Genomic DNA, 24,975 nt, shown 5'->3' on the forward strand with positions numbered 1-24,975 from the left:
GGATTTGATATTATGCCACTCGTTGAAGCATCGAGGCTGAGAAGGCTGGCGGAACACGCTCTGGAGCATGCGGGCGTTCGGCCCGACCATCGCGTCTTGCAGGTGGACCTCCTGATGGAAGCTGAGCTGCGGAGCGTGCCTTCGCACGGGTTGCTGCGACTGGATCGCATCATTCGTCGCATCAAGAACGGTGTTGTCGATCCGGAGGCGAAGGGCAGCCACAACTGGCGCGGGACTGGCTTTCTTGCGGTCGACGGACAACGCGGTCTCGGCCCCGTTGTCGCCTGCTCGGCGCTGGATGCGTTGAAGGCGAGGGCGCGGGAAAACGGGATTGCGCTGGCAGCGATCCGCAATTCCAATCACATCGGGATGCTTGGTTGGTATGCGGAGCGGATCGCCGCGGAGGGATTTACGATCATTGCGCTGTCGACCAGCGAGGCGCTCGTGCATCCGTGGGGCGCGCGCAAGGCGATGCTCGGAACCAATCCCATCGCCATTGCGGTTCCAACAGGTGCCGCGCCATTCATGATGGATACGGCGACGAGCCTGGTTTCGATGGGGGAAATTCACGACTACGCTGGGCGCGGCCAGCCAATTCCGCCCGACTGGGCACTTGACGCGGACGGAAATCCGACAACCGATCCCGACGCTGCTAAAATGGGCGCGATCGCACCTTTCGGTCAGGCAAAGGGTTACGCGCTGGGCCTTGCGTTCGAACTCATCGTCAGCAGCCTTTCAGGCGCGGCACTCGGGACAGAGGTTCGCGGAACGCTGGATGACACGAATGTCTGCAACAAGGGCGACTTGTTTATTGTCATCGATGGGCCGAGACGTGACCTACAGGCTTATCTGGAGGAGATCCGCAGCCTGCCGCCGGCCGCCGGCTTTTCGAATGTCCTGATCCCCGGCGAACGGGGAAGAGCCTGCCGCGCCAGGCGATTGAAGGAGGGCGTTCCAATATCCGACGAGGTTTGGGTTCGCCTGCAGGCGCTCGCCTCTTCTGAAACAGCAGCCTAGTCACATCAGGGGAGGAAGAAGATCTTGTCACTGTTTGGAGCCTTGCGTACGCCACGCAATCTCGTTTTCGGAGCGGGACAGCGCCGGGCGCTTTCCGGTTACGCGGCCACTCTCGGGCGCAGGGCATTGGTGGTGACCGATGCGCGACTGAGCGGAGACGGCGATTTTCGCGAGATCATCGATGGCCTGAGAACGGTGGGCATCGAAACCAAGGTCTTCGACGAGACGATCGCCGAATTGCCGCTGGATTGCATTTCCCGCGCCATTGAGGCTGGGGCGGCCTTTGGAGCCGATCTCGTGATCGGCATCGGCGGTGGCAGTTGCCTCGATGCGGCAAAGGTGACAGCGCTTCTGCTCACCCATGGCGGTCGTGCCTCGGATTATTATGGTGAGTTCAAGGTTCCCGGCCCCGTTCTACCGCTTGTTCTTGTTCCGACCACGGCCGGCACCGGATCCGAGGTGACGCCTGTTGCAGTCATCACCGACCCGGATCGGGCCGTAAAAGTCGGCATCGCAAGCCCGCATCTGATCAGCCACACGGCCATATGCGATCCCGAATTGACCTATTCCTGCCCGCCGGGCCTGACGGCCGTGTCCGGCGCCGATGCCCTCACACATGCGATAGAAGCATTCACGACCATTCGCCGTCAGCCAACGGGCAGCATCGTGCACGAGCATGTCTTTCTCGGAAAAAATACGCTCAGCGATCACTATGCACTCCTGGCCATTTCCCATATCGCGGCAAGTCTGAAGCGTGCCTATGACAAGGGCGATGATTTCGAGGCCAGGGAAAGGTTGATGCTTGGCGCTACCGCCGCCGGTCTCGCCTTCGGCACGGCAGGAACGGCTGCGGCACACGCCGTCCAATATCCGGTGGGCGCGATGACGCATACCGCCCACGGTGCGGGCGTCGCCGTCATGATGCCCTATGTCATGGAATTCAACCGTAATCACTGCGAGGCCGAGATCGGCGAGATCGGCCAGGCCATGGGGCTCGTTTTTGCGGATAGGTCCGCACAGCAGCGTGCAGACGCAACGATTGACGCGGTAGCAAGCCTTTTTGCCTCGATCGGCATTCCAAAGACGATCGCCGATCTCGGCATTGTGAAGGCTCAACTGCCCCAGGTGGTCGAACAGGCCATGGGCAGTGTGCGGCTCATCAAGAACAACCCTCGGCCTCTCGACCCTGCGTCCATGGCGATCCTCGTCGATGTCGCCTTCAGTGGCGACCGCAAAAGTCTCAGAGCCGATGCAATCGCAAGAAAGGCAGGCTGACCGTATGAGCATTATCCAGAAGATCACCTCCCAGATCAGCTTCGACATCGGCGCGGTGCCGACAAAGCTGTTCATTGGCGGCAAGTGGCGAGACGGCAGTACCGGTAAGCGGCTCGATGTCATCGATCCATCGACCGGATCCGTGATTGCGGCAGTCGCCGATGCGTCGATCGACGATGCGCTGGAGGCCGTCGCCGCCGCCTACAAGGCTTTGCCTGCATGGGCGGCGGCGCCGCCGCGCAAGCGATCGGAGATCCTTCGTCGCTGCTTCGAGCTGATGATCGAACGCAAGGACATGCTTGCCGAACTCATCAGTCTTGAGAACGGCAAGGCGCTTGGTGACGCCCATGGCGAGGTCGCCTATGCGGCCGAATTCTTCCGCTGGTTCTCCGAGGAGGCCGTTCGTCTGAACGGCGAGATATCGACGGCGCCCTCCGGCGCAAACAAGATCATCGTCCAGCATCAGCCGATCGGTGTTGCGGTTCTGGTGACGCCCTGGAATTTCCCGGCGGCCATGGCGACGCGAAAGATCGCACCGGCACTTGCGGCGGGCTGTACCTGCGTCCTTAAACCCGCAACCGAAACGCCGCTTACCGCCTACGCACTTGCCGAACTCTATGCCGAGGCGGGTGTTCCGGACGGCGTCGTCAACGTCATTACGACGGAAAAATCAGGACCCGTGGTCAGCCAGATGCTGCATGATCGGCGTGTCCGCAAACTGTCGTTTACGGGCTCGACGGAGGTGGGTCGAAAGCTGCTGCACGAGGCGGCCGACACGGTAATCTCCTGCTCGATGGAGCTTGGCGGCAATGCGCCCTTCATCGTCTTTGACGACGCCGATCTCGATGCGGCAATCGAAGGCGCCATGGTCGCCAAGATGCGCAATGGCGGAGAGGCCTGCACGGCCGCCAACCGCTTCTATGTCCAGGACGGAATTATTGAGGCCTTCGCCAACAAACTCGCCGAACGGATGGGCGCGATGACCGTGGGGCCAGGATATGCCAAGACCACCCAATGCGGTCCGGTCATCAACAAAAGTGCGCTTGAGCGCATCGGCGGTCTTGTTGCCGACGCAACCAGACGCGGTGCCAAGGTGTTGACGGGCGGCAAGCAGCTTGACGGCGACGGCTTCTATTTTCCGCCCACCGTTCTCACCGGCGTATCCGCGGAAGCGGCGATTACTGGCGAGGAAATCTTCGGTCCGGTCGCGGCGCTGACGCCCTTCAAGACGGAGGACGAGGTCATCGCGGCCGCCAACGACACCGAATTCGGGCTGATCTCCTATGTCTACACCCGCGATCTCGCACGCGGGTTGCGTGTTTCTGAAAAGCTTGAGGCCGGAATGGTCGGGCTCAACCGTGGTCTGGTGTCCGATCCGGCCGCTCCGTTCGGAGGTGTCAAGCAGAGCGGTCTCGGACGAGAGGGTGCTCATCACGGAATATTGGAGTTTTCGGAGACCAAATACATTGCCGTCACCTGGTGACATCTGAATTGGGAGGAATACGCATTGAAGATCACCAAAATTGAGCCATTCCAGCTTTCACTGGGTGATGGCCCAAATGGCGCAAAGAGCGCCTTCGTCCGCATCGAGGCCGAAGACGGGGAGTTCGGCCTTGGAGAAGCCTCGCCGATGCAGGGCGGCTACGCCTCACTCGTCGTCATCGCTCGGGACATGGCGCCGTTCCTGATCGGCAAGGATGTGCTCGATCATGGCGTGCTTCTTGACGAACTCTTCCATCGCTGTGTGAAGCTTGGTCCGGAGGGGATTGCGACGGCAGCGCTTGCGGCACTCGATATCGCGCTTTGGGACCTGAAAGGCAAACTGTTCAAGCAGCCGGTCTACAAGCTCCTGGGCGGTGCATGGAAGACCAGCCTCACCTGCTATTCGTCCGTCGGTGGCAACGCAGCCCGGACTGTCGATGAGGTCGTGCGCGTCGTCGAGCGGCGTGTTGCGAAGGAAAATCCGGCGGCGGTCAAGATCCGCTGGGATGGCGATCGCAGCCGTCAGGACGTCGATATTCTCGGTGATATCGCCAAGGCGAAGGCGGTGCGAAAGCTCCTCGGCGACGACTTCGTGCTCGGTTTCGATGCCAATAATGGCTATTCGGTCGGCGGCGCCATGCGTGTCGGGCGCGCACTGGAAGAGCTCGGCTACACTTGGTTCGAGGAGCCGGTTCAGCACTATAATGTGCGCGCCATGGGAGAGGTGGCGCAGCGTCTCGACATCACGGTTTCGGCCGGCGAGCAGACCTATACCTTGCAGGCTCTTCGCGATCTTATCGACGCGGGCGTGAGAATGGTGCAGCCCGACATCATCAAGATGGGTGGGATCACCGGAATGATGAAATGCGTAGCACTTGCGCAGGCGGCCGGCGTCGAGCTCGTGCCGCATCAGACCCAGCCAACGGTCGGTCATCTCGCAAATATTCATGTGCTCAGCACCATCATGCATTTGGCCAAGCCCGTCGAGCTGGCGGACAATTGGGAAAGAGGTGCGTCCGTGTTCGTCAATCCGTCCGAGCCCAGGAACGGGCGGTTCGAACTACCGACGGCGCCGGGCCTCGGCATGGTGTTTGACACCGCCGAAATGGAGAGCCGCAGGATCGCGGTCCAGTTCTGACGTCTAACTACAAAACCTTTGGGAGGAGGGAATATGAGCGTTTCACGCAGAGAATTTTTGGTTCAATCCGGACTGGCGACAGCGACCATGGCTGTTGGATCGAACCTCGGATTCGCCCCGGCGCAAGCCGCGGATAATGACACGATTACCATCGCGCTTGCCTCGCGCGCGCCGGTCGGTCTCAACCCCCAGCAGACCGGCCTCAACGGTGGCGACAACTGGGCGGTCAACCAGATCTACGACACGCTCGTCAAGCCGCCGGAAGGCCGCTGGGCCGTCAAGCCGGACGAGTTTTTGCCAAGTATCGCCGAAAGCTGGGAGTCCTCCCACGACGCAAAGACCTGGACCTACAAGATCCGCAACGGCGTCAAATTTCACAAAGGCCACGGCGAGGTTACCGCAGACGACGTCGTCTTTACCTTCGGGCGGCAAATCGATCCGAAACTGGTGACCTCGAACAAAGTGTTCTACGCAAACATTGCGACCTGCGAGGCCGTCGATCCGATGACGGTTCGTTTCACGCTCAAGAACCCCGACCCCTTGTTCAACGGCAGCTGCGCCTCCACGCTCAGCGTGTCGATCCTGTCCAGAAAGGCATTTGAGGAAAAGGGCGAGGGCTTCAATACAGATCCGGTCGGCACCGGGCCCTACCAATTACAATCCTTCAGCCCAACCAATGGCCTGCATCTTGTTGCCTTCCCGGACCATTTTGATGGATCGCCGGCGACAGCCAATCTTCGCATTACCTTCATTGCCGATACGACAGCGCGGACCCTTGCATTCGCTTCGGGCCAAGTCGACATGGTCGAGGGCGTGCGATCACCCGGCTGGATCAACGCTATGAAGCAGCGTTCGCCAACCACGATCTTCGACGCGACGGCGCCAGGCAGTCACAACACGCTGAACATCAATCTGACCCGCAAGCCGCTCGATAACCTGAAGGTACGACAGGCGATCCGCTACGGCATCGACAATGCCCAGATCGCGGCCGCCTTCCAGGGCATTGCAAGCCCGATGGTCGGCGTCATCGCCTCGCAGTTCGCGGGCTCTGTCAAGATAGAGGACCTGCCACCGGAGCTGCAGTACAAGCCAGACCCCGAGAAGGCGAAGGCGCTGCTGGCGGAGGCCGGCTTTCCGAGTGGTGTCACCATTCCCTGCTTCGTCAGCCAGCGCGAAGACTATGCCTCGATCATGCTGATGGTGCAGGAGCAGTTGCGTGCATCCAACATCAATCTCGATCTGAAAATCATCGATCACACCACGTTTCACTCCGACAATCGCCAGGACAAGAACGCGCTTCCGCTTCTCTCATCAAGCTATCCGCCGGTGCCGACACTGACGCTGTCGTCGCAGTTGGCAGCGTCCGCCGAAGTCAAGGCCGATGGCAAGGGGCAGGGCAACTTCAGCCATTACGGCGTCGCTATTCCCGGCATCGATGACCTTCTCGCCAAAGCGCAGGCCGAGCCTGACTTCGACAAGCGCATTGCCATCATCCAGGAAGCCGAAAAGAAGGTCCTCACCGACCTGCCGCTGCTTGGCGTCATCGCACTCTCCTACGTGGTCGCGAGAAACCCGCGCATCGATATCGGCTATAAGGTCGAATCCGGTCCGGCCTATTGGTCGCTCGCAAAAGCCAAGCGCGTAGCCTGAGCGGAGATCATCATGCCTGGTATTATTTCCGTCAAACTACTCGATGCCATACCGACAATCTTTCTGGTCCTGACGCTTGTCTTTGTAGCCTTGAGAATATTGCCCGGTGATCCAGCGCTTGTGGCGCTCGGCGACTATGCAACGCCAGAGCAACTTGCGCTCTTCCGGTCGCAGACAGGTCTCGATGCCCCGATCTGGCAGCAGTATCTTTCATTCCTGTGGGACATGATCCGCCTGAATTTCGGGTCGTCCCTGATGCAGCATAGGCCGGTGGCCGACATCATCGCCGAGAACCTCCCCTATACGATCGAGCTCACGATCTTTGCGACGCTGATCGGCGTCGTCTTCGGCCTGCCATTTGGGGTCATGGCCGCGGTCAAGCGTAATCGCTTGCCCGATTCCGGCATGCGGATCTTCTCCCTCATCGGCTACGCCATTCCGGACTTCTATTTGGGCGCGCTGCTTCTGATCGCCTTTTCGCTCAATCTCGGCTGGTTTCCGATCAATGGAGGCGGGGAGGGGTTCATCGATCGCCTCTACCATCTGGTGCTTCCGGCCCTGACACTCGCCATGGTCAAGATCGCCTTTCTCGGCCGTCTGACGCGCACTTCTTTGCTCGAGGTCCTGTCGAAAGATTATATGCGCACCGCCAAGGCGAAGGGCGTGTCCAGACGCAACATCATCTACAAGCACGGATTGCGCAATGCACTTTTGCCCGTCGTGACAGGCCTTGGCCTTAGTCTGCTTTCGACGCTTTCCGGTTCCGTCGCGATCGAGCTGGTGTTTAACCGGCCCGGTATCGGCGAGACGCTGATCAGCGCGATCGCGACCCGCGACTATCCGCTGATCCAGGGGGGTGTCGTCGTCTTCGCCTTATCGGTCGTCCTGATCAATCTCCTCGTCGACGTCATCTACACGCTCGTCGACCCGCGTATCAGGGGATAAGAAACATGGCTCTTGCTGACAATACACCTGTAGTCGTTCTCGAGACGAGCTATCTCGAGATTATCCGGCGCGCAATTTTCTCCAAACCATCAACGATCTGGGCTTCGCTTGTGATTGTGCTGTTCTGTGCGGTTGCTATCTTGGCGCCTTTGGTCGCACCTTACGATCCGTTGAAGCAGAGCTATTTTGCGATCGGCGCCTATCCCTCCTGGCAATATTGGTTGGGGACCGATCAGTTCGGTCGGGATGTCCTTTCGCGACTGATCTACGGCTCGCGCAATTCTCTGACTTTTGGTCTGCTCGCCCCAGCGCTTGCGGCGGTGATCGGAACAACTCTTGGAGTCATGGCCGGCTATTTCGGAGGCGTCACCGATCGCATCATTACCCGGCTCATCGATCTGCTGATGGCCTTTCCCGAACTTCTGCTCGCCATCATCATCTCCGCAGCCCTTGGCGGCGGCTTCTGGAATCTGCTCGGGGTGCTGACCATCGCATTCGTGCCCGGATTTGCCCGGGTGTCTCGCGCCTCGACACTTTCGATCAAGCAGGAGCCCTATATCGAATCCGCGATCGCGATTGGTGTGAAGACGCCGGTCATTCTGCTGCGGCATATCCTGCCGAACATCGCGGCGCCAATTGTCCTTTTGCTGACGCTCTGGATTGCATCCGCCATCCGGCTGGAGGCGGCTTTAAGTTTCCTCGGTATTGGAACGCAGCCGCCGCAGGCAAGCTGGGGCAACATCATTCGCGATGGGCTCAGCAACGTTTTCGGCTCTCCATGGTCGGTTATCGGCGCAGGTTTGGCCATCACCGTCGTGGTTCTGGCATTCAACGTGATCGGGGATTCCGTGCGTGACGCGCTCGATCCGGAAGCGGCCGAATGATGGCAGAGGGTATTGAGAGGCAGGAAATGGTGAGCACGATGACTGTACCGGAGGCCCATATGCTCCAATCCAATGGTGGAATCAATGTCGACGCGGAGCCTGTTCTTGCCGTGGAGAAGCTAAGAACGTCTTTTTTGACCGCCAACGGCTGGAGCGAGGTCGTCAAGGGCGTCTCATTCGAGGTTCGCGCCGGCGAGACGGTCGCGATCGTCGGCGAGTCTGGATCAGGCAAGAGCGTGACGGCCTTTTCCATCATGCGGCTGCTGTCGGAGGAAAAGGCAAGAATAGAAGGATCAGTGCGCTTCAACGGAAGAGAGCTTCTCTCTCTGTCCGAGAACGAAATGCGACGCGTACGTGGCAACGCCATTTCGATGATCTTCCAGGAGGCAATGACAAGTCTCAATCCTGTCTTCACAATCGGACAGCAGATTGTCGAAGCGCTGACTATTCATCGCTCTCTCACAGGCGCTGAAGCCCAGGCCGAAGCGATCAGGCTTCTGGATCGCGTCAAGATTCCGGCCGCAGCTAAGCGTTTCAACGACTACCCGCATAATTTCTCCGGTGGTATGCGCCAACGCGCGATGATTGCGATGGCGCTCGCCTGCCGGCCAAAGCTTTTGATTGCCGATGAGCCGACCACCGCGCTCGACGTCACGATCCAGGCAGAAATCCTGAGCCTTATCAAAGAGCTGCAGGACGAAGAACGGATGGCCGTCATGTTCATCACCCATGATATGGGCGTGGTGGCGGAAATAGCCGAACGCACCGTGGTCATGCTTCGCGGAGAGGCAATTGAGACCGGGACGACGGAGACGATCTTCCGCAACGCGAGGCATCCCTATACGCGCGCGCTCCTCCATGCGGTTCCATTGCTTGGTTCGATGAACGGTGAAAGGGCACCCAAACCCTTTTTGATCATCGATCCACAGACGGGCGAAGCACAGACTTCACCTCCCGAGGCAAACAATGCCGGCGCCCCGGGCGCTACCGTTCTCGCAGTCAAGAACCTGACGACGCGGTTCGACATTCGCTCAGGCTTTTTTGGCAGGGTATCGAACCGCATTCATGCCGTGGAAAATGTTTCCTTCGAGTTGCGGGACGGTGAAACCCTGTCGCTGGTCGGCGAATCCGGCTGCGGTAAGTCGACGCTCGGACGGTCGATCATGCGTTTGGTCGAACCGAAGGGCGGTTCCGTGCATATTTTAGGCGAGGACATCACGACAATGTCCGCAGATCGGTTGCGTGCGGCACGGCGCAACATTCAGATGATTTTTCAGGACCCGTTTGCCAGCCTCAGCCCGCGCCGGACGGTTGGACAGGCGATTGCCGAACCCTTTCTCACCCATGGCCTCGGGACAAGAGCCGACGCAGAGCGCAAGGTGGCAGAATTGCTTGAAAAAGTGGGGCTGCAGCCATCCATGGCAAGCCGTCTGCCACATCAGTTCTCCGGTGGCCAGCGGCAGCGCATCTGTATTGCCCGTGCGCTTGCGCTTGCACCAAAGATCATCGTCGCGGATGAATCCGTCTCGGCATTGGACGTCTCCATCAAGGCTCAGGTGATCAACCTGATGATGGAGCTTCAAGCGAGCCTCGGACTTTCCTATGTCTTCATCTCGCACGATATGGCTGTCGTTGAGCGCATCAGCCATCGCGTTGCCGTTCTATATCTCGGAGAGATTGTGGAGATCGGATCACGCGAAGAGATCTTTGCCAATCCACAGCACTCCTACACCAAGCGACTCCTTGAAGCCGTTCCCCTGCCCGAACCAGAACGGCGCTTGAATAAGCGCCCGCTCACCTCCCATGAGATCAAGAACCCGATACGCCCCGCGGATTATGCTCCTCCGACACGAAAGTATCGCCGCTTGTCGGATACGCATTGTGTCATGGTGCGAGCAGAGCAATTCGTCGATGACCGAGGGTTTCCGTCTTTGGTCGGCCATGCTGACCAATCGGGATAATGAGGCTCACGTGAAAGTTCCATAATTTTTCGTTACGCCTTAAACCTCTTGTTTTCAGTGCTTTAGTAGCTGAAAATGTGCGGGGCCATCGGTTCACATCCCTTCAAGACCAGCCATTTGCCGTCGTCGTCGGAAAGCTAGTCGGTTCAACGAAATGACGGGATTGGAAGTTCAAAACAGCTCAAGGCGTCTGTGTTCTTTCGCACCGTGAGGGTCGCGACCAGAGAGACATTATTTCTCGAAGTCTTCCGGGTTCGTTGCACGACGGCGCACTCAAGCTCTGACATCAGGCGGGTGCCATCCGGTCCCTCAAGGAACTGCAGCTTGCACGTAACCCGATGGTAGAAACCTTTCAGCAGAATCCGTTCAGCTTGAGGATCTTATGCGCTTCGATCGATGCTCGAAGCTCGTCCTCGGACGTGCGGTCGCCTTGGTTGGCATCCGGATGGTGCATTTTGAGCCTTTCCTTATAGCGGCTTTTGATGTCCTCCGGCGTCGCATCCGGTGAAAGACCGAGTGTCTCAAATGCCTTGGCTTCCAGAACCTTGAGTTTGCGCATCTGCAAATCGGCCTTTTGCGCCTTGCGCTGCGCGGCGGTTTTGCGGGCATTCAATGCTTGTGCTGAACCGGAACGGATAGTGGACGGCATCGGTATTTCGGGAGCCTGATTAACGGTGGTCCCCCAGGTCGGACGGCCGCCTACGGCTGCTTCCCTCTGATAGCGGGCAATGTCCTTGTCAGATTGATCCGCCGCGAAATTGTACCCCTTATTATATTCCTTCACGTGTTCAAGACAGAAGAACAGATACAGGCCCTCCGCATCCCGCCCTACCGGGGCGCGATGCGGACCATTCTTTTCGCAGCCGTCCCATTGGCATCTGGGACCGGTGGGTTCGCTTTGCGGAGCAGGCCTCTTGCGAGTTGATTTAAGGCCAACGAATATCTTCGAATCAAGCGTCATGGCACCTATATGGCCGCAGCGCTTCATCTCGGCAAGAAATAGCGAACTGGCTGTTAACGGATTGCAGGAAATCTGCGGATATTCCAGCCAGTTCACCAACCACCTGAAGTGCGAATGACATGGTCACGGGTTGGTGGTTCGATTCCCATCAATAGCTACACCACATGCGCGATGATCTCGGCGGGAAAGCGGTGGCGTGCCGTGTTGTCAGTCTGAAGTGTCCTGATGACTATCGAATGCCATCCCGATTGGCATCAATCAGTTAAGGCGACGCCACCCCTCGAGAGCATTAGGGACTCGTTCACCATGACCGTAGTTTCGTCTTCGCAATGAATTGACGTTCACCCGAACATAACCTCGCAAAAGCAGAATGGTCTTTCCTATCTGTTCCGAGGAATTCCCGTGGCTAAAGGCGTCATTGTGGACGGCAAATTGCCAATCTCATTCCCCGAGGTCGAGCCGGCTCCGAATGCAGCCATGTTGGGCAGGACATCGGAGGAGTTTCACCACGAAGCTGACTTGGCCGAGCGCCAGTGTTGGCTGGAAAACATGATCAACCAAATCCCTGATTATATCTACGCAAAGGACTTGGAAGGACGCTTCCTGTTTGCGAACCAGGCGGTCGTCGCCAACAACGGGCTATCCCATCTGAAGGATTTGGTTGGACGGACGGATTTCGACTTCCTATCGCGCCATGTAGCACAAATCGCCACGGATGTTGAACGTCGTGTAGCCGAGACAGGACAGCCCCATTTCGGGGGGGAGGAGTTGGCATTTCGTGGCGATGGGGAGCGATGGCTGATGATCACGCGTGTCCCGCTGAGAGACGCGTCCGGAACAATAGTCGGCATCGTCGGGGCTTCCCGTGACATCACCGCGCAGAAATCGGCAGAACGACGGATGCGCGCTCAGTCCGGCCTGCTCGAAATGATAGCGCGCGGGATGCCTCTTCCAGATTTTCTCGGAGAACTTGCCCGGATGATTGCTGGATTCGCGGAGGGTGTGCACGCTGCATTCCTGACGATCGTGCCAGATCCGGGGGAACTGCGTCTGGCGGCCGCGCCCACCTTGAATGAAGAGTATCGCAGGCGCGCCAATGCGGCATTCATTCGTACCGTTCCCACAGATCTGGACGCAGCCGCGACGGCACTCAAGCTCGCCTTTGATCAGGCGAATGTCTCTGAACTCGACCATCAGTGCCGCTGTTTGGCTATTTCCGACGCCGATGGCCAGATCGAAGGCATTCTGGCTTTCTATTCGTCCGAGGGCGCGCAGTATCAATCGGATTTCTCCGAATTTGTTTCGATCGCTGTGCACATGGCCGGGATAGCAATCAGTCGTCATCGCGCCGAGGCCCGGATCGGATTTCTCGCCGACCACGATCCGCTCACGGGAATGGCCAACCGCGCTCTGCTGGATCGAAGACTCACCTTTGCAATGCAGACGGCCGATTCCATGGGGAATGAAGTGGCACTGGCATTCCTTGACCTCGACAATTTCAAGCTCGTCAACGACAGCCTTGGTCACTCGGTTGGCGACCAACTGCTGAAGATCGTGGCTGGCAGGATTTGCGAGCTGATCAGTGACCGGGGTTCTCTCGCCAGGATCGGGGGAGACGAGTTCGTGATTATTCTTGAGCAAATGGATCTCAAGAGCTGCCTGGGTCGTTTGTCTGCGATAAGAGAAGCAGTTGCACGCCCGATCGTACTCAACGATATCGAACTGCGGGTAACCTGTAGCATTGGTGTCGCCAGTTATCCGAGCCACGGCAAGACCGCAGGAGACCTGCTCGCTTCCGCAGATATGGCCATGTATCGGGCGAAGGAGCTGGGTCGCGACGGAATCGCTTTGTTCACCTCGGAAATGACCGCCACCGTCCGAAGGAAGCTTTCCCGGACCGATGAACTCCGCCAGGCGCTTCTTCGTGACGAGTTTGTGCTGCACTACCAGCCACAGGTGGACGTCCGTACGGGCAGGATCGTTGCGACTGAGGCATTAATCCGCTGGAACCATCCGGGCGAGGGTCTAGTCTATCCGGGAGATTTCATTGCACTTGCCGAAGAGACGGGCCTAATCGTACCAATTGGTGAGTGGGTCCTCCAGACGGCGTGCAGGCAGGCCAAGGCATGGCAGGACAAAGGGCTTGAACCAATCAGGATCAGTGTCAATGTCTCCGCCAGACAGTTCCAGGAAAAGCGCCTGATCGAGACGGTCGCAACTGCGCTCGGTACGAGTGGTCTCGATCCAACATGGCTTGAGCTTGAAATCACCGAGAGTTTGATCATGAAGGACCTCGCCGGCTCGATTGCCAGAATGCACGAATTGGAGAAGCTGGGCGTAAAGTTCGCAGTCGACGACTTTGGAACAGGCTATTCGAGCCTCAGCGCGCTTAAAAGATTTCCATTGTCGCGCCTCAAGATTGATCGCTCATTCATCGCTGACATTCCGCACGACGCCGATGATATGGCCATAACCTCGGCGATCATCTCTCTTGCCCAGAAGCTGGGTTTGGAGGTGATCGCCGAAGGTGTTGAGACGGAGGAGCAGGCCCGGTTCCTCGTCGAAAGTGGTTGTAATGAGATCCAGGGCTACCTCTATAGCCGGCCAGTTGAAGAGGAGCGCTTCAGTCGCATGCTCGAGAGCAGCGGCGGCAATCATCCGCTCTTACGACCGCAACCTTCGTGAGCACCATGCAGATGAAGCATTCCTTCGATGCACGTTCAGAACTGATTACAATTGTTTGCCTCCGGCGGCCTGGTAAGGATCAATACCAATTGCCCTGCTAAACTTTATAAATTCCGCAACATCAAGGCGTCGTTCGCCAAGTTCAACCTTAGAGACCCATGGGCGCCGGGCGGAGTTGTACTTATGCAGCATCCAAAAAACATCCGGCGAGGGAAAACGTGCGCTTAGTATCTGACACCGCAGCATTCATACAGCAACGCCCTTGCGTCCCGTGGCTGACTGATATGCTCAAGTCCTTATATTTCATCGGGAGAAGAAACAATCAGATTTTTCGCAGTTGATAGCATGTATAATTTGTAAATCCGACGACAACTACAATTTTTAGATGTAAACACTAATCGCAGTAACCATTTAACATCTTTCTGCGTAGTATTAAGATGCGTGTCTGATTTTGAGTAATTTCATGGACGAAGAAGATATACTTTCCCCCGAGGTTTTAACTTCGATATTGATGGGGAGCATAAGCATTTGTGGGGCGGGATAGAACGAAGTATGTCGCTGTCATTGAATTTCGATGGGACCGGCGGATGTGAAGAGGGCAAAACGAGCGGCAGGGAAAACCGCTGAACAGACGGCAACTTCGGAGGATCAGGCCTTCATCCTGCAATTCCGCATCTGGCTAAAGGGCGTGAGCCCGATGGTATGGCGCAGGGTTCAGGTTGCCTCGACAATGACGTTGTGCGAGTTTCATGGCGTCCTTCAGGTCGTGATGGGATGGGAAAGCATCCACCTTTACCAATTCATCATTCACACCGCACGGTACGGCTCGTGGGAAACTGGAGCCCGATCACCGGCCATGATTCTTGGCGAACTGAAGCTGCGCAAAGGCATCCGATTCCTGTATGAATACGACCTCAACATTCCCTGGGAGCATGAAATTCGACTGGAGGAACGTCAGCCAGCCAAACCGGGCACTCACTATCCGGCATGCACAGGAGGAGACGGCGACTGCCCGACGGAGGAGTGCGGTGGGCCGGAAGCATGGATGTGGCGACAGGACAACGCCTTCGGCTACGAGATGACGGACGATCTGGTGATTACGACCCAGTTTCTGCAAGAAGTCACCGAAACGAAATCCCTTGCCATGCTGGACGACGCGGATCGCGGGCATGAATTGCGCGCCGCCCTGGAGAGACTGAAGGAGCGCGCAAGCTGGCTGGGAGAAAACTTCGAACGCCGGAAAACCAATGAACGCCTGCAACACGGTGAACATCTCAGCCTTATGCATCAACAGATGTGATGTTTCATTCTGCGCGGGCGGCCGGGGCCGTGACCCCGTCGAAGTCTTGCCAGTTCACTGAAGAATTTGCGGATTGCTAACCGATGATCTCTATCGCTGTTTCCGGCGCGACCGAAGTGCGGAGACGGAGTTTTGCGAACATCAGGTTCTCCACTACGGCTGTTGTGGAAAATTTGATGCGGGAAGACGACATGCGAGCACGACTTATATTGCAAATGCTGAACGACGACAGCGAGATTGTCGCGACCGAGACAGTCGCCGATCTAGTGAAGGTGACGAAAAGGCCCGAAGATCTTGGCTTGTCGTTGTCCGAGGCAAAGACCCTCCTTGCAAAACTGCAGCAAGTCATGGTGGCGACGCAGGTGGAATCGTGGCTCAGTGAACATCGCGACCGGGATGGTCGCCGTCTGCGAAGCAAGGGTAGCTATCCCGTCACCTTCCATACCCTGTTCGGCGATGTACGTCTGAAGAGCCCGCGCTATTATCTGCCACGGGTTGACGGCGCGAACAGTCCTGCAACGATCTCACCGCTGCGGGAACTGATACCCGACCACATCGCGCCCGAACGCCTTTATCTGGAGACCCGGTGGGCCTCACTTGTGCCCTACGCCGCCGCTGCGGAGCTGTTGGCCGATGTGCTGCCGATCGATCGTGGTGCCAATGCCACGACAGTTCGGCAGCATGCGTTGCGCACGGCCCGCCGTATCGAGCGGGAGCTGACCGAAGAACGGGTGTCCTTTATGCAGGATGCCAGCCCGCATGACTGGATGAACCTGCCTATTCCGGATGGCCGCATCGTTATCGGTCTGGATGGCGGCTACATCCGAGACCGCGATAACCGCAAAAAGAATTTCGAACTGATCGTCGGTCGTTCGCTACCCGACGACGGTGATCCGCGCTATATCGGCTTCGTCCAAGGTCATGATCGCAAGCCGCAACGCCGCATCCTCGACCATCTCAAAAAGCAAGGTGTTCAGGCCAATCAGGATATCACCTTCATCACCGACGGCGGTGAAGAGGTTCGATCGCTTGCCGAAATGATCGCACCGGCGAGCGAGCATGTCCTGGACTGGTTCCACGTCACCATGCGCATCACGGTCCTTCGCCAGTTCGCGCAAGGGCTCGAAAACTACGACGAGCAGGCTGGGCAGGATCTGCTTGAGGGCGTACGCAAAATCAAATGGCATCTCTGGCATGGCAACGGCTATCGTGCGCGCGACGAAATCGCAGACCTGCAATTTGATGCGGAAGCTCTTGAAACGGACTATCCCAACATGCGCAAGTTCTTGACCACCATCGGCGAGTTCCGGTCCTACATCGCCTCCAACAATGCAAGCCTGATCAACTACGGCGAGCGTTATCGGTCCGGTGAACGCATCTCTTCTGCTTTCGTCGAGGCAACCGTCAATGCCGTCATATCCAAGCGTTTCGCCAAGAAGCAGCAAATGCAATGGAGCAAAGTCGGCGCTCATCTTCTGCTGCAAACCCGCACGCAGACGCTTGATGGCTCCCTTCGTTCGACCTTTCGGAAGTGGTATCCCGGTATGTCGAACGACAATCACGAGTACAGAGAAACCGCTCGCGCCGCATGACCACCCCACAAATCCTCATGCTCCCCTCAGTCCCGAAGATCCCCTCGTCTATCTCCAAAGGAGCAGCGTTTACAAAAGTCTTGGCAAGGACGATCTTGCCCTGAAGGATGGCAACAAATTTCTCGCAATCGCGCCGCCGCAAGCTTCCGTCCTTACGATGATGGCTGAGATCTATTTGGCACGCCATCAACTTCAACAGGCACTGGCACTTGCTGATCGCGCGGTGGAATTAGGTGCAGCCGACGGCAAAGACAGGAACTTCGATCTTAACAATGCCCTGACGAAGCGCGGCAGCATATATGTTGAGATGGGCGACGAGGAGAGGGCGAAACAGGATTTTGTCGCAGCGATTTCCGCCGCCCCGAGCGCAACGGAAGCCCGAGAAGCGCTCGGAGTCCTTCTCAACAAACATATTCCCTCGGACATGGACTGCAGTCTTGCCGCGGTGAACTTGAGCCAAGAATCCCAGTTGAATGCGATTAAGATCTGCACGGATTTGCTGGATGTCGCCGAGAGTACATTGGCAAGAGATCAACGCGCCAGACTTTACATGGGGACAAAGCAGTATGACCTCGCGGCTGCGGATTTCAGCAAATTGATCGAGGCAGATCCCAAAGATATCGGCAGTTATCTGTTCAGGGCGCAGGCCTATCACAGAGCCGACAAACAGGATCTAGCCCTGGCTGACATAAACAAGTCGCTAGAGGAGCAGAAGAGCGTCAAGGTGTTGGATCCTGAGGCATCGCGGCGCATAGATTTGATCCTCCGGGCGCAAATCGAAATGGCTTTGGGACTTCACGCCGAGGCGCAGCAGGATATTTCGGAGGTGCTGGCAAAAGCCCCCCAAACTCCCGATGCATTGGCGATTCGAGCTTGGCTGAAGACGCGACAAGGTGATCTGGCGGGAGCGAAGGACGACCTGGACCTTGCGATGGCGACAACGACATTCATCTATCGCGGGCGGTTCACCAAGGTGCAGGATGCATTGGGACGAGGATCGCAAGCCGACGCAGATGCCGCTTTCCGAGATGCGTTCCGTGATATCTAACGCTTACAGAAGGTCCGACCTTTCTCAAGTAAACGCTGTCGGTACGTATGGGGGAGCTAACCGTGAACCGCCCCAGGTTTCTGGACCAGCGGAGGCTAGAGTTTTCCGGCTTTATTCAGGGAGGCGGGATTCTTCTCTCACCTCGGATAGCCAAACTGCGGCATTGATGACAATGCCTCTGAACGCGCTAGTCTGACGGACAGACAAAGCGAGTTCGATCGCCTGGATCGCGTAATGGACCCGCTGTGTTTCAAACGGCTAGGGCTATCCTCTTCTCATGGAGGGCCATGGCTCGCTTGGTGGCATTTTAGTGAGTAGCCTGTCACACGAAGTCGTCGTGCAGTTAAAGCCCATCATGCCACCGTTAGTTTGCTGGCCGCCCTTTGCCTTGGCATGGAAAGGTCCAAGACCATCCGTCCCTCAACCTTGCCGGCCTTGAGTTTGGCAAAGATTTCGTTGATGTCGCTCAACGGCGCTTTGGTGATCTCCGCCTTAACCTTGCCGTCGGCTGCAAAGGCAATGGCCTCGTCGAGATCGCGACGCGTGCCGACAATCGAGCCGCGCAGGGTGATGCGCTTCAATACGACGTCGAAGATCGGGGTCGGGAATTCTCCTGGCGGCAAGCCGACAAGGGCGACCGTGCCTTTGCGGCGCACCATTTGGAGTGCCTGTGAGAAGGCGGGGGGCGAAACGGCTGTTACCAGAATGCCATGGGCGCCGCCGCCCGTTACCTTGAGGACATCAGCGACTGCGTCCGGCGACCGGGCATCGATCACAACATCGGCACCAGTCTCGCGCGCCAGAGCGAGCTTCTCCGGTGCGACATCGAGTGCCACGATCTTAAGGCCCATCGCCTTGGCATATTGGATTGCCACGTGGCCGAGGCCACCGATGCCGGAAATTGCCACCCATTCGCCCGGACGGGCCTCGGTTTCCTTCAGTCCTTTGTAGGTGGTGACGCCGGCGCAGAGGATCGGTGCGATCTGCGCAAAATCAACGTTAGCCGGAAGCCTTGCCGTGAAGGCTGCCGAGGCGATGACATATTCGGCAAAGCCGCCGTCGCAACTGTAGCCGGTATCATGCTGGTGCTCGCACAAGGTCTCCCAGCCTGTTTCACAATATTCGCACCGCATGCAGGCGTCATGCAGCCAGGCGACACCCACCGCATCGCCCTCCTTGAAATCCGGAACGCCTGGACCAAGCGCCGCGACGACGCCGGCTACTTCATGACCAGGAATGAACGGTGGTGACGGTTTTACAGGCCAGTCTCCGTCCGCGGCGTGGAGATCTGTATGGCAAACACCACAGGCAATGACCTTGACGAGAAGTTCGCCCGGTCCGGGAACCGGCACCGGCACGTTCTCAATCACAAGCGGCTCACCAAACTGGCGCACGACTGCCGCCATCATCGTCTTTGCAATCATGATCCGTCTCCTTCATCCGTTTCAATATTGATGAGGTAAGACTAGGCGTAACGGCGATGCCGACCATGACATAGATCAAGGCTCGATATTCAGTCCGATGACAGCCTCGTTCGAATAGGCCTGGTAGATCGTATTTGAGTTCCTGGGGCCTCGTGCAACGAGCAAGGAAGCCGTCATGTCATACACGACAACAAACCCTTATACCGGCGAAGTGCTGAAGACTTTTCCGAACGCCACCGACGCCGACGTCAAGCTGGCCATCGAGAGCGCCCACGCGACGTTCCTAACCTGGAAGGAAACCGCATTCGCCGAGCGCGCCAAGGTGATGCAAAGCGCAGTGCACATCCTGCGCAAAGACATCGACGCTTACGCCAAATTGCTTACGATCGAGGTGGGCAAGCTCTTTTCAGAGGCTAGAGCGGAAGTCGAACTATCGGCCAAGATCTTCGAATATTACGCCGGAAATGCTGAAAAGTTGCTCGCGCCGCAGAAATTGGCGGTGGCCGATCCCGCCGAAGGAGAAGCAATGATCGTGCATGACCCCCTGGGCGTGCTGCTTGCGATTGAGCCGTGGAATTTCCCCTATTATCAGATCGCCCGCATCATCGCGCCGCAATTGTCGGCCGGCAACACGATGCTGCTCAAGCACGCGTCTAATGTTCCCCAGAGTGCCGCCGCCTTCGAGAAACTGATGCATGAGGCCGGCCTGCCGAATGGGGCTTTCAAGAACCTCTATGCGACGCGCTCGCAAGTCGAGCTCATTCTCAACGATCCGCGCGTTCATGGCGTCGCACTCACCGGGTCTGAGAACGCCGGGGCGATCATTGCGGCCCAGGCGGGCAAGGCTCTGAAGAAGTCCACAATGGAACTCGGCGGCGCCGACGCCTTCGTGGTGCTGGCTGACGCCGATCTCGAAAAGACGGCGAAGTGGGCAGTCTTCGGTCGTCACTGGAACGGCGGTCAGGTCTGTGTCTCCTCCAAGCGAATGATCATTGTGGACAAAGTCTACGATCAGTTCCTCGAGCGTTATACGGCTGGCGTGGCCGGGTTGCGCGCGGGCGATCCTTTCGACCCCGCGACCACTCTGGCTCCGTTGTCCTCGCAGGCCGCAGCCGATGAGATCAAGGACAAGATCCGGCTGGCGATCGGCCACGGTGCCAAGGCAATAGAGGTGGGTCCCAAGGTTCCAAACCAGGGCGCTTTCGTTCAGCCGACGATATTAACTGGAATCGCCGAGGACAATCCGGCCCGCTACTGGGAATTCTTTGGCCCGGTCTCGATGCTGTTCCGTGCCAAGGACGAAGATGATGCCGTGCGCATCGCCAACGATTCGCCATTCGGCCTGGGCGGTTCAGTCTTCACGTCCGACCCTAAGCATGGCGTGGAAGTGGCCAAGAAGATTTCGACCGGCATGGTGTTCGTCAACCATCCGACGATGGTCAAGGCTGACCTGCCGTTCGGTGGCATACGCCGTTCCGGTTATGGCCGAGAATTGCTGGGTCTGGGCATCAAGGAGTTCGTCAATCACAAGCTGATCGGTGTCGTCGACATCGATGCGGCATTCTGATCTGCAGACCGCTTTCAGAATTGCGGTGCCATCGGTACCGCAATTCTGATGAGTCCATGGAATATTCGAGTTGGATCAGGATCGGCTCGAGCTTACCGTAACGCCACCAGCCGCGCTGAACGGTTGGATCACTCGCGCTTGACAATTGCGCCAGGACAAGATCATCGACGAGGCGGTCGGGTTGGCAAGCACCCCCCAAAAGACCTGCCGACCGCTGAAATCGACCTCCGTTTCGGGTTCTCCACCGGTCTGTTGCGATGACATCAGATCCTTATCACGATCGTTGCCGCACGCAAAAAAGGGCAGGCTTTTATATCGCCCCACACTCCTCAAGGAACCGACCACCTCAGCCGGTCCCTTGATAGTGCATCACTTCAGGACAAACGATCCCCATCGGCGTTATAGGGCCATTTCCAATTGCTGATTTCCGGCATGTCCTCACCGTATTGGCGAATGTAGCGACCGTGTTCTTCGAGCTTGTCGCGGAAAAGCTTGATCACATCCTGTGCCTTTTCCTTGAGACCCGGTACGCGCTCGATTGCTTCGATGGCAAGATGGTAGCGATCGAGCTCGTTGAGAACGGTCATGTCGAAGGGGGTCGTCGTCGTTCCTTCCTCGATGAAGCCGCGGACATGGAAGTTGCGGTGGTTGGTGCGCCGGTAGGTGAGGCGGTGGATCAAGTAGGGATAGCCATGATAGGCGAAGATCACCGGCCTGTCCGGTGTGAACACGCTGTCGAAGATCTCGTCGGCGAGACCATGCGGATGTTGCTCCTTCGATTGCAGCGCCATCAGGTCGACAACGTTGACCACGCGGATCGATAGTTCCGGAATATTCTGGCGGAGAAGATCGACAGCAGCGAGCGTCTCCATGGTAGGGACATCGCCGGCGCAGGCCATGACGACATCCGGTTCAACTGCACTTTGTTCGTTGCAGGCCCAATTCCAAATGCCGATACCGGCTTCGCAATGCTTGACTGCTTCATCCATCGACAGCCATTGCAGCTCCGGTTGTTTGCCGGCGACAATCACGTTGATGCGGTCATAGGTCTTCAGGCAATGGTCGCCTGTCCATAGCAGCGTATTGGCATCCGGCGGCAGGTAGATGCGCACGGTGTCAGCTCTTTTGTTGGCAACAACATCGATGAACCCGGGATCCTGATGGCTGAAGCCATTATGGTCCTGTCGCCAGACATGCGAGGTCAGCAGATAGTTCAGCGAGGAAACCGGCTTGCGCCATGGCAGCTCGCGCGACACTTTCAGCCATTTGGCGTGCTGATTGAACATGGAATCGATAATATGGATGAAAGCTTCATAGCAGGAGAACAGACCATGACGCCCGGTCAGCAGATAACCTTCCAGCCATCCTTGGCATAGATGCTCGCTGAGTACTTCCATGACCCGGCCATCGCGGGCAAGACTGACGTCATAGGGCTTTATCTCCTCCATCCACACGCGGTTCGTTACTTCGAAGACGCTGCCAAGGCGGTTGGATTCCGTCTCGTCTGGACCAAAGATGCGGAAATTGGCGCGATCAGCATTGAGGGTGAGGATGTCGCGCAGATAATGGCCAAGGATCTCGGTTGACTGCGCCATTGTTCTGCCCCGCTCCTCGACGGCAACCGCATAGTCGCGGATATCGGGCACAACGAGTTCACGGCGTAGCAGACCGCCATTGGCATGAGGATTGGCACCCATGCGGCGTTCGCCTGCCGGTGCCAGCGCAGATAATTCCTCATTCAAACGCCCGTCGGCATCGAAAAGATCCTTCGGATCATAGCTGCGCATCCAGTCTTCCAGGATTTTTCGATGGCTGGCGTCCTCGCGACAATTGGAAACCGGCACCTGATGCGCCCGCCAGAAACCTTCGACTTTCTTGCCGTCGACTTCCTTCGGCCCCGTCCAGCCTTTCGGGCTTCTGAGCACGATCATCGGCCAGCGCGGGCAGAAATTGCCCGGTGCGCCGGTGCGGGCTTCGGCCTGGATGGCGCGGATGCGGTCGAAGACCTGCTCGAAGGTCGCAGCCATCGCCTGATGCATCTGGTGCGGGTCAGAACCTTCGACGAAGAACGGCTCGTAGCCGTAGCCGATGAAGAGATGACGCAGGTCCTCGTCGGTGTCGCGGCCAAGGATGGTCGGATTGGCGATCTTGTAGCCATTGAGATGCAGGATCGGCAGCACCGCGCCGTCGCGGGCCGGGTTGAGAAACTTGTTGGAATGCCAGCTGGCGGCAAGCGGGCCGGTTTCGGCTTCGCCGTCACCGACGACACAGGCGGCGATCAGATCGGGATTGTCGAAGACGGCGCCATAGGCATGCACCAATGCATAGCCGAGTTCGCCGCCCTCATGGATCGATCCGGGTGTCTCGGGCGCCGCATGGCTCGGAATGCCGCCGGGAAAGGAAAATTGGCGGAATAGTTTGCGCATGCCATCCGTGTCCGCGGCGATATCCGGATAAATCTCGCTATAGGTGCCTTCGAGATAGGTGTTGGCGACCATGCCCGGGCCGCCGTGGCCAGGGCCGCAAATATAGATGATATCGAGATCGCGATTGCGGATGATCCGGTTGAGATGGGCATAGATGAAGTTGAGTCCTGGGGTCGTGCCCCAATGGCCGAGAAGGCGCGGCTTGATATGCTCGACCTTCAATGGTTCGCGCAGTAGCGGATTGTCGAGCAGGTAGATCTGGCCGACCGATAAGTAATTGGCGGCGCGCCAATAGCGGTTGATGAGATCGAGCTCGGCGCCGTCGAGCGGATGTGTAAACGTGGCGGCTGGCGGCTTTTCCATGGGGTTGCTCCAATTCGATATGGTTGTGCGTCAGATTACTGCGAACGACACGATGGGCTGTTGATCTGGATCACTCGGCCGCCAGAATTGAGAGGGCTTCATTGGCAATGATCTGCTCCTCGTCCGTTGCGATGATGAACGCCGCGACAGAACTGGCCGATGTGCTGACGATGGTTGCGTTGGCTGCATTTGCCTTGCTGTCGAGGGCAAGGCCCAGCCACAGCAGGCGGTCGCAGATCGCGGCGCGGATTTCCGGCTGATGCTCGCCGATCCCGGCGGTGAAGACGATGCCGTCCAGGCCACCCAGCGTCGCCGTCATGCGGCCGATTTCGCCGGCAATGCGCAAGGTAAAGAGATCGATAGCTTCCCGCGCCTCAGGACGCTCGTCCTTCAGCAGATCGCGCGTGTCGCCGCTGATACCCGAGACACCGAGCAGGCCGGAGCGATGATAGAGCATGTCCTCGAGGTTTCGCACGGTCCGGCCCTTCGGCCCCAGAAGATGCAACACCACGCCGGGATCGAGGGTGCCGCAGCGCGTTGCCATCGGAATGCCGTCGAGCGTTGAAAACCCCATGCTGCAGTCACGGCTTTCATAGCCGTCGAGGGCGCAGAGGCTGGCGCCGCTGCCAAGATGCGCGACAATCACTTTACCTGCCGCAATCTTCGGCGCGCGTAGCCCCAGTTCGGCGGCGATGAAAGCATAGGAAAGACCATGAAAGCCGTAGCGCTTGATCCCCTGTTCGTGCAAGGCGCGGGGCAGGGCAAATCGGCGAACGAGGTCACTTTGGGTTGCGTGGAAGGCGGTGTCGAAGGAGGCCGTCTGTGCAAGCGCCGGCCGCAGATGTTGCACGGCACGAATCAAGCGGAGCGCCTGAGGCTGATGCAAAGGCGCGAGCGTGGTCAGTTGGTCTATATCGCCGATGCTAGTCCCGTCGAGACGAACTGGGCCGGTGAACCGATCGCCGCCATGAACGACGCGATGGCCGACGGCACGCACTGCATCCATGTCGAAATGCCTGCCGAGTGCTTCGAATGTTTCGGCGATGACATTGCGCAGATCTTCTCCACCTTCGGCGTGTAGGGAGGTGTCGAAGACTGCTGGTCCTTCTGTCAGGTGAAGCGACAATGGGCGCCTGCTGAAGTCGACCAAGCCCTTGCCGATGCGACGCGCACCGTTCATATCACACTGGAATAAACCGATCTTGAGCGTTGACGAGCCTGCATTGAATGTGAGCAGCAACTTGGCATCCGTCATGA

17 protein-coding genes are annotated in these 24,975 nt (G+C 57.9%); 13 read left to right on the forward strand and 4 right to left on the reverse strand.

Annotated elements, in window-relative coordinates:
* Positions 1 to 12: 12 nt before the first annotated feature.
* Genes EX00_RS20555 through EX00_RS20590 form a run of 8 tightly spaced genes read left to right on the forward strand, consistent with a single transcriptional unit; the run spans position 13 to position 10,352 of the window.
* A complete protein-coding gene (locus tag EX00_RS20555) occupies positions 13 to 1,017 on the forward strand; it encodes an Ldh family oxidoreductase (RefSeq protein ID WP_047462048.1) in 1,005 nt (334 codons plus the stop codon).
* A 24-nt stretch (positions 1,018 to 1,041) separates the two neighbouring features.
* Complete coding sequence (locus EX00_RS20560; RefSeq protein ID WP_047462051.1) at positions 1,042 to 2,292, forward strand: iron-containing alcohol dehydrogenase; 1,251 nt, start codon at positions 1,042 to 1,044, stop codon at positions 2,290 to 2,292.
* A gap of 4 nt (positions 2,293 to 2,296) precedes the next feature.
* On the forward strand, positions 2,297 to 3,775 hold the full coding sequence (locus EX00_RS20565; RefSeq protein WP_047462054.1) for an NAD-dependent succinate-semialdehyde dehydrogenase: 1,479 nt from the start codon (positions 2,297 to 2,299) through the stop codon (positions 3,773 to 3,775).
* Between the two features lie 24 nt (positions 3,776 to 3,799).
* Positions 3,800 to 4,912, forward strand: a complete 1,113-nt coding sequence (locus EX00_RS20570) for a mandelate racemase/muconate lactonizing enzyme family protein (RefSeq protein ID WP_047462057.1) — start codon at positions 3,800 to 3,802, stop codon at positions 4,910 to 4,912.
* Between the two features lie 33 nt (positions 4,913 to 4,945).
* Positions 4,946 to 6,562: an ABC transporter substrate-binding protein gene (locus tag EX00_RS20575; RefSeq protein WP_047462060.1), complete on the forward strand. Its 1,617-nt coding sequence runs from the start codon at positions 4,946 to 4,948 to the stop codon at positions 6,560 to 6,562.
* A gap of 12 nt (positions 6,563 to 6,574) precedes the next feature.
* Positions 6,575 to 7,507, forward strand: a complete 933-nt coding sequence (locus tag EX00_RS20580) for an ABC transporter permease (protein WP_047462062.1) — start codon at positions 6,575 to 6,577, stop codon at positions 7,505 to 7,507.
* 5 nt (positions 7,508 to 7,512) lie between these two features.
* The gene (locus EX00_RS20585) at positions 7,513 to 8,391 is read left to right on the forward strand and encodes an ABC transporter permease (protein ID WP_047462064.1); all 879 of its coding nucleotides are present in this window, start codon (positions 7,513 to 7,515) and stop codon (positions 8,389 to 8,391) included.
* 38 nt (positions 8,392 to 8,429) lie between these two features.
* Positions 8,430 to 10,352, forward strand: coding sequence for an ABC transporter ATP-binding protein (locus EX00_RS20590; RefSeq protein WP_080761315.1), 1,923 nt, complete (start codon positions 8,430 to 8,432; stop codon positions 10,350 to 10,352).
* 352 nt (positions 10,353 to 10,704) lie between these two features.
* On the opposite strand, the gene EX00_RS20595 is transcribed toward EX00_RS20590, so the two are convergent.
* Entirely contained in the window at positions 10,705 to 11,313 is a 609-nt protein-coding gene (locus EX00_RS20595) for a J domain-containing protein (RefSeq protein ID WP_047462829.1), read from the reverse strand.
* A gap of 402 nt (positions 11,314 to 11,715) precedes the next feature.
* Between EX00_RS20595 and EX00_RS20600 the strand changes: the two genes are divergently transcribed.
* The 4 genes from EX00_RS20600 (at position 11,716) to EX00_RS20615 (ending at position 17,938) form a co-directional block, all read left to right on the forward strand.
* Complete coding sequence (locus EX00_RS20600; RefSeq protein WP_234709067.1) at positions 11,716 to 13,998, forward strand: sensor domain-containing protein; 2,283 nt, start codon at positions 11,716 to 11,718, stop codon at positions 13,996 to 13,998.
* A 574-nt stretch (positions 13,999 to 14,572) separates the two neighbouring features.
* Positions 14,573 to 15,298 (forward strand): plasmid pRiA4b ORF-3 family protein, encoded by a 726-nt coding sequence (locus tag EX00_RS31150; RefSeq protein WP_080761287.1) that lies wholly within the window; start codon positions 14,573 to 14,575, stop codon positions 15,296 to 15,298.
* Between the two features lie 191 nt (positions 15,299 to 15,489).
* On the forward strand, positions 15,490 to 16,890 hold the full coding sequence (locus EX00_RS20610; protein WP_047462834.1) for an ISKra4 family transposase: 1,401 nt from the start codon (positions 15,490 to 15,492) through the stop codon (positions 16,888 to 16,890).
* A gap of 157 nt (positions 16,891 to 17,047) precedes the next feature.
* The gene (locus EX00_RS20615; RefSeq protein ID WP_047462070.1) at positions 17,048 to 17,938 is read left to right on the forward strand and encodes a tetratricopeptide repeat protein; all 891 of its coding nucleotides are present in this window, start codon (positions 17,048 to 17,050) and stop codon (positions 17,936 to 17,938) included.
* Positions 17,939 to 18,291: 353 nt separating this feature from the next.
* Here the strand turns inward: EX00_RS20615 and adhP are convergent, their stop codons facing one another.
* A complete protein-coding gene (gene adhP, locus EX00_RS20620) occupies positions 18,292 to 19,362 on the reverse strand; it encodes an alcohol dehydrogenase AdhP (protein ID WP_047462073.1) in 1,071 nt (356 codons plus the stop codon).
* Between the two features lie 175 nt (positions 19,363 to 19,537).
* Between adhP and EX00_RS20625 the strand changes: the two genes are divergently transcribed.
* The gene (locus EX00_RS20625) at positions 19,538 to 20,929 is read left to right on the forward strand and encodes an NAD-dependent succinate-semialdehyde dehydrogenase (protein ID WP_047462076.1); all 1,392 of its coding nucleotides are present in this window, start codon (positions 19,538 to 19,540) and stop codon (positions 20,927 to 20,929) included.
* Between the two features lie 374 nt (positions 20,930 to 21,303).
* Here the strand turns inward: EX00_RS20625 and EX00_RS20630 are convergent, their stop codons facing one another.
* Positions 21,304 to 23,718 (reverse strand): phosphoketolase family protein, encoded by a 2,415-nt coding sequence (locus tag EX00_RS20630; protein ID WP_047462079.1) that lies wholly within the window; start codon positions 23,716 to 23,718, stop codon positions 21,304 to 21,306.
* Between the two features lie 70 nt (positions 23,719 to 23,788).
* Positions 23,789 to 24,973: an acetate/propionate family kinase gene (locus EX00_RS20635; protein ID WP_047462081.1), complete on the reverse strand. Its 1,185-nt coding sequence runs from the start codon at positions 24,971 to 24,973 to the stop codon at positions 23,789 to 23,791.
* Positions 24,974 to 24,975 lie beyond the last annotated feature (2 nt).

The sequence above is a fragment of the Martinezella rhizogenes genome (assembly GCF_000799715.1).
Lineage (GTDB): Bacteria > Pseudomonadota > Alphaproteobacteria > Rhizobiales > Rhizobiaceae > Rhizobium > Rhizobium rhizogenes_C.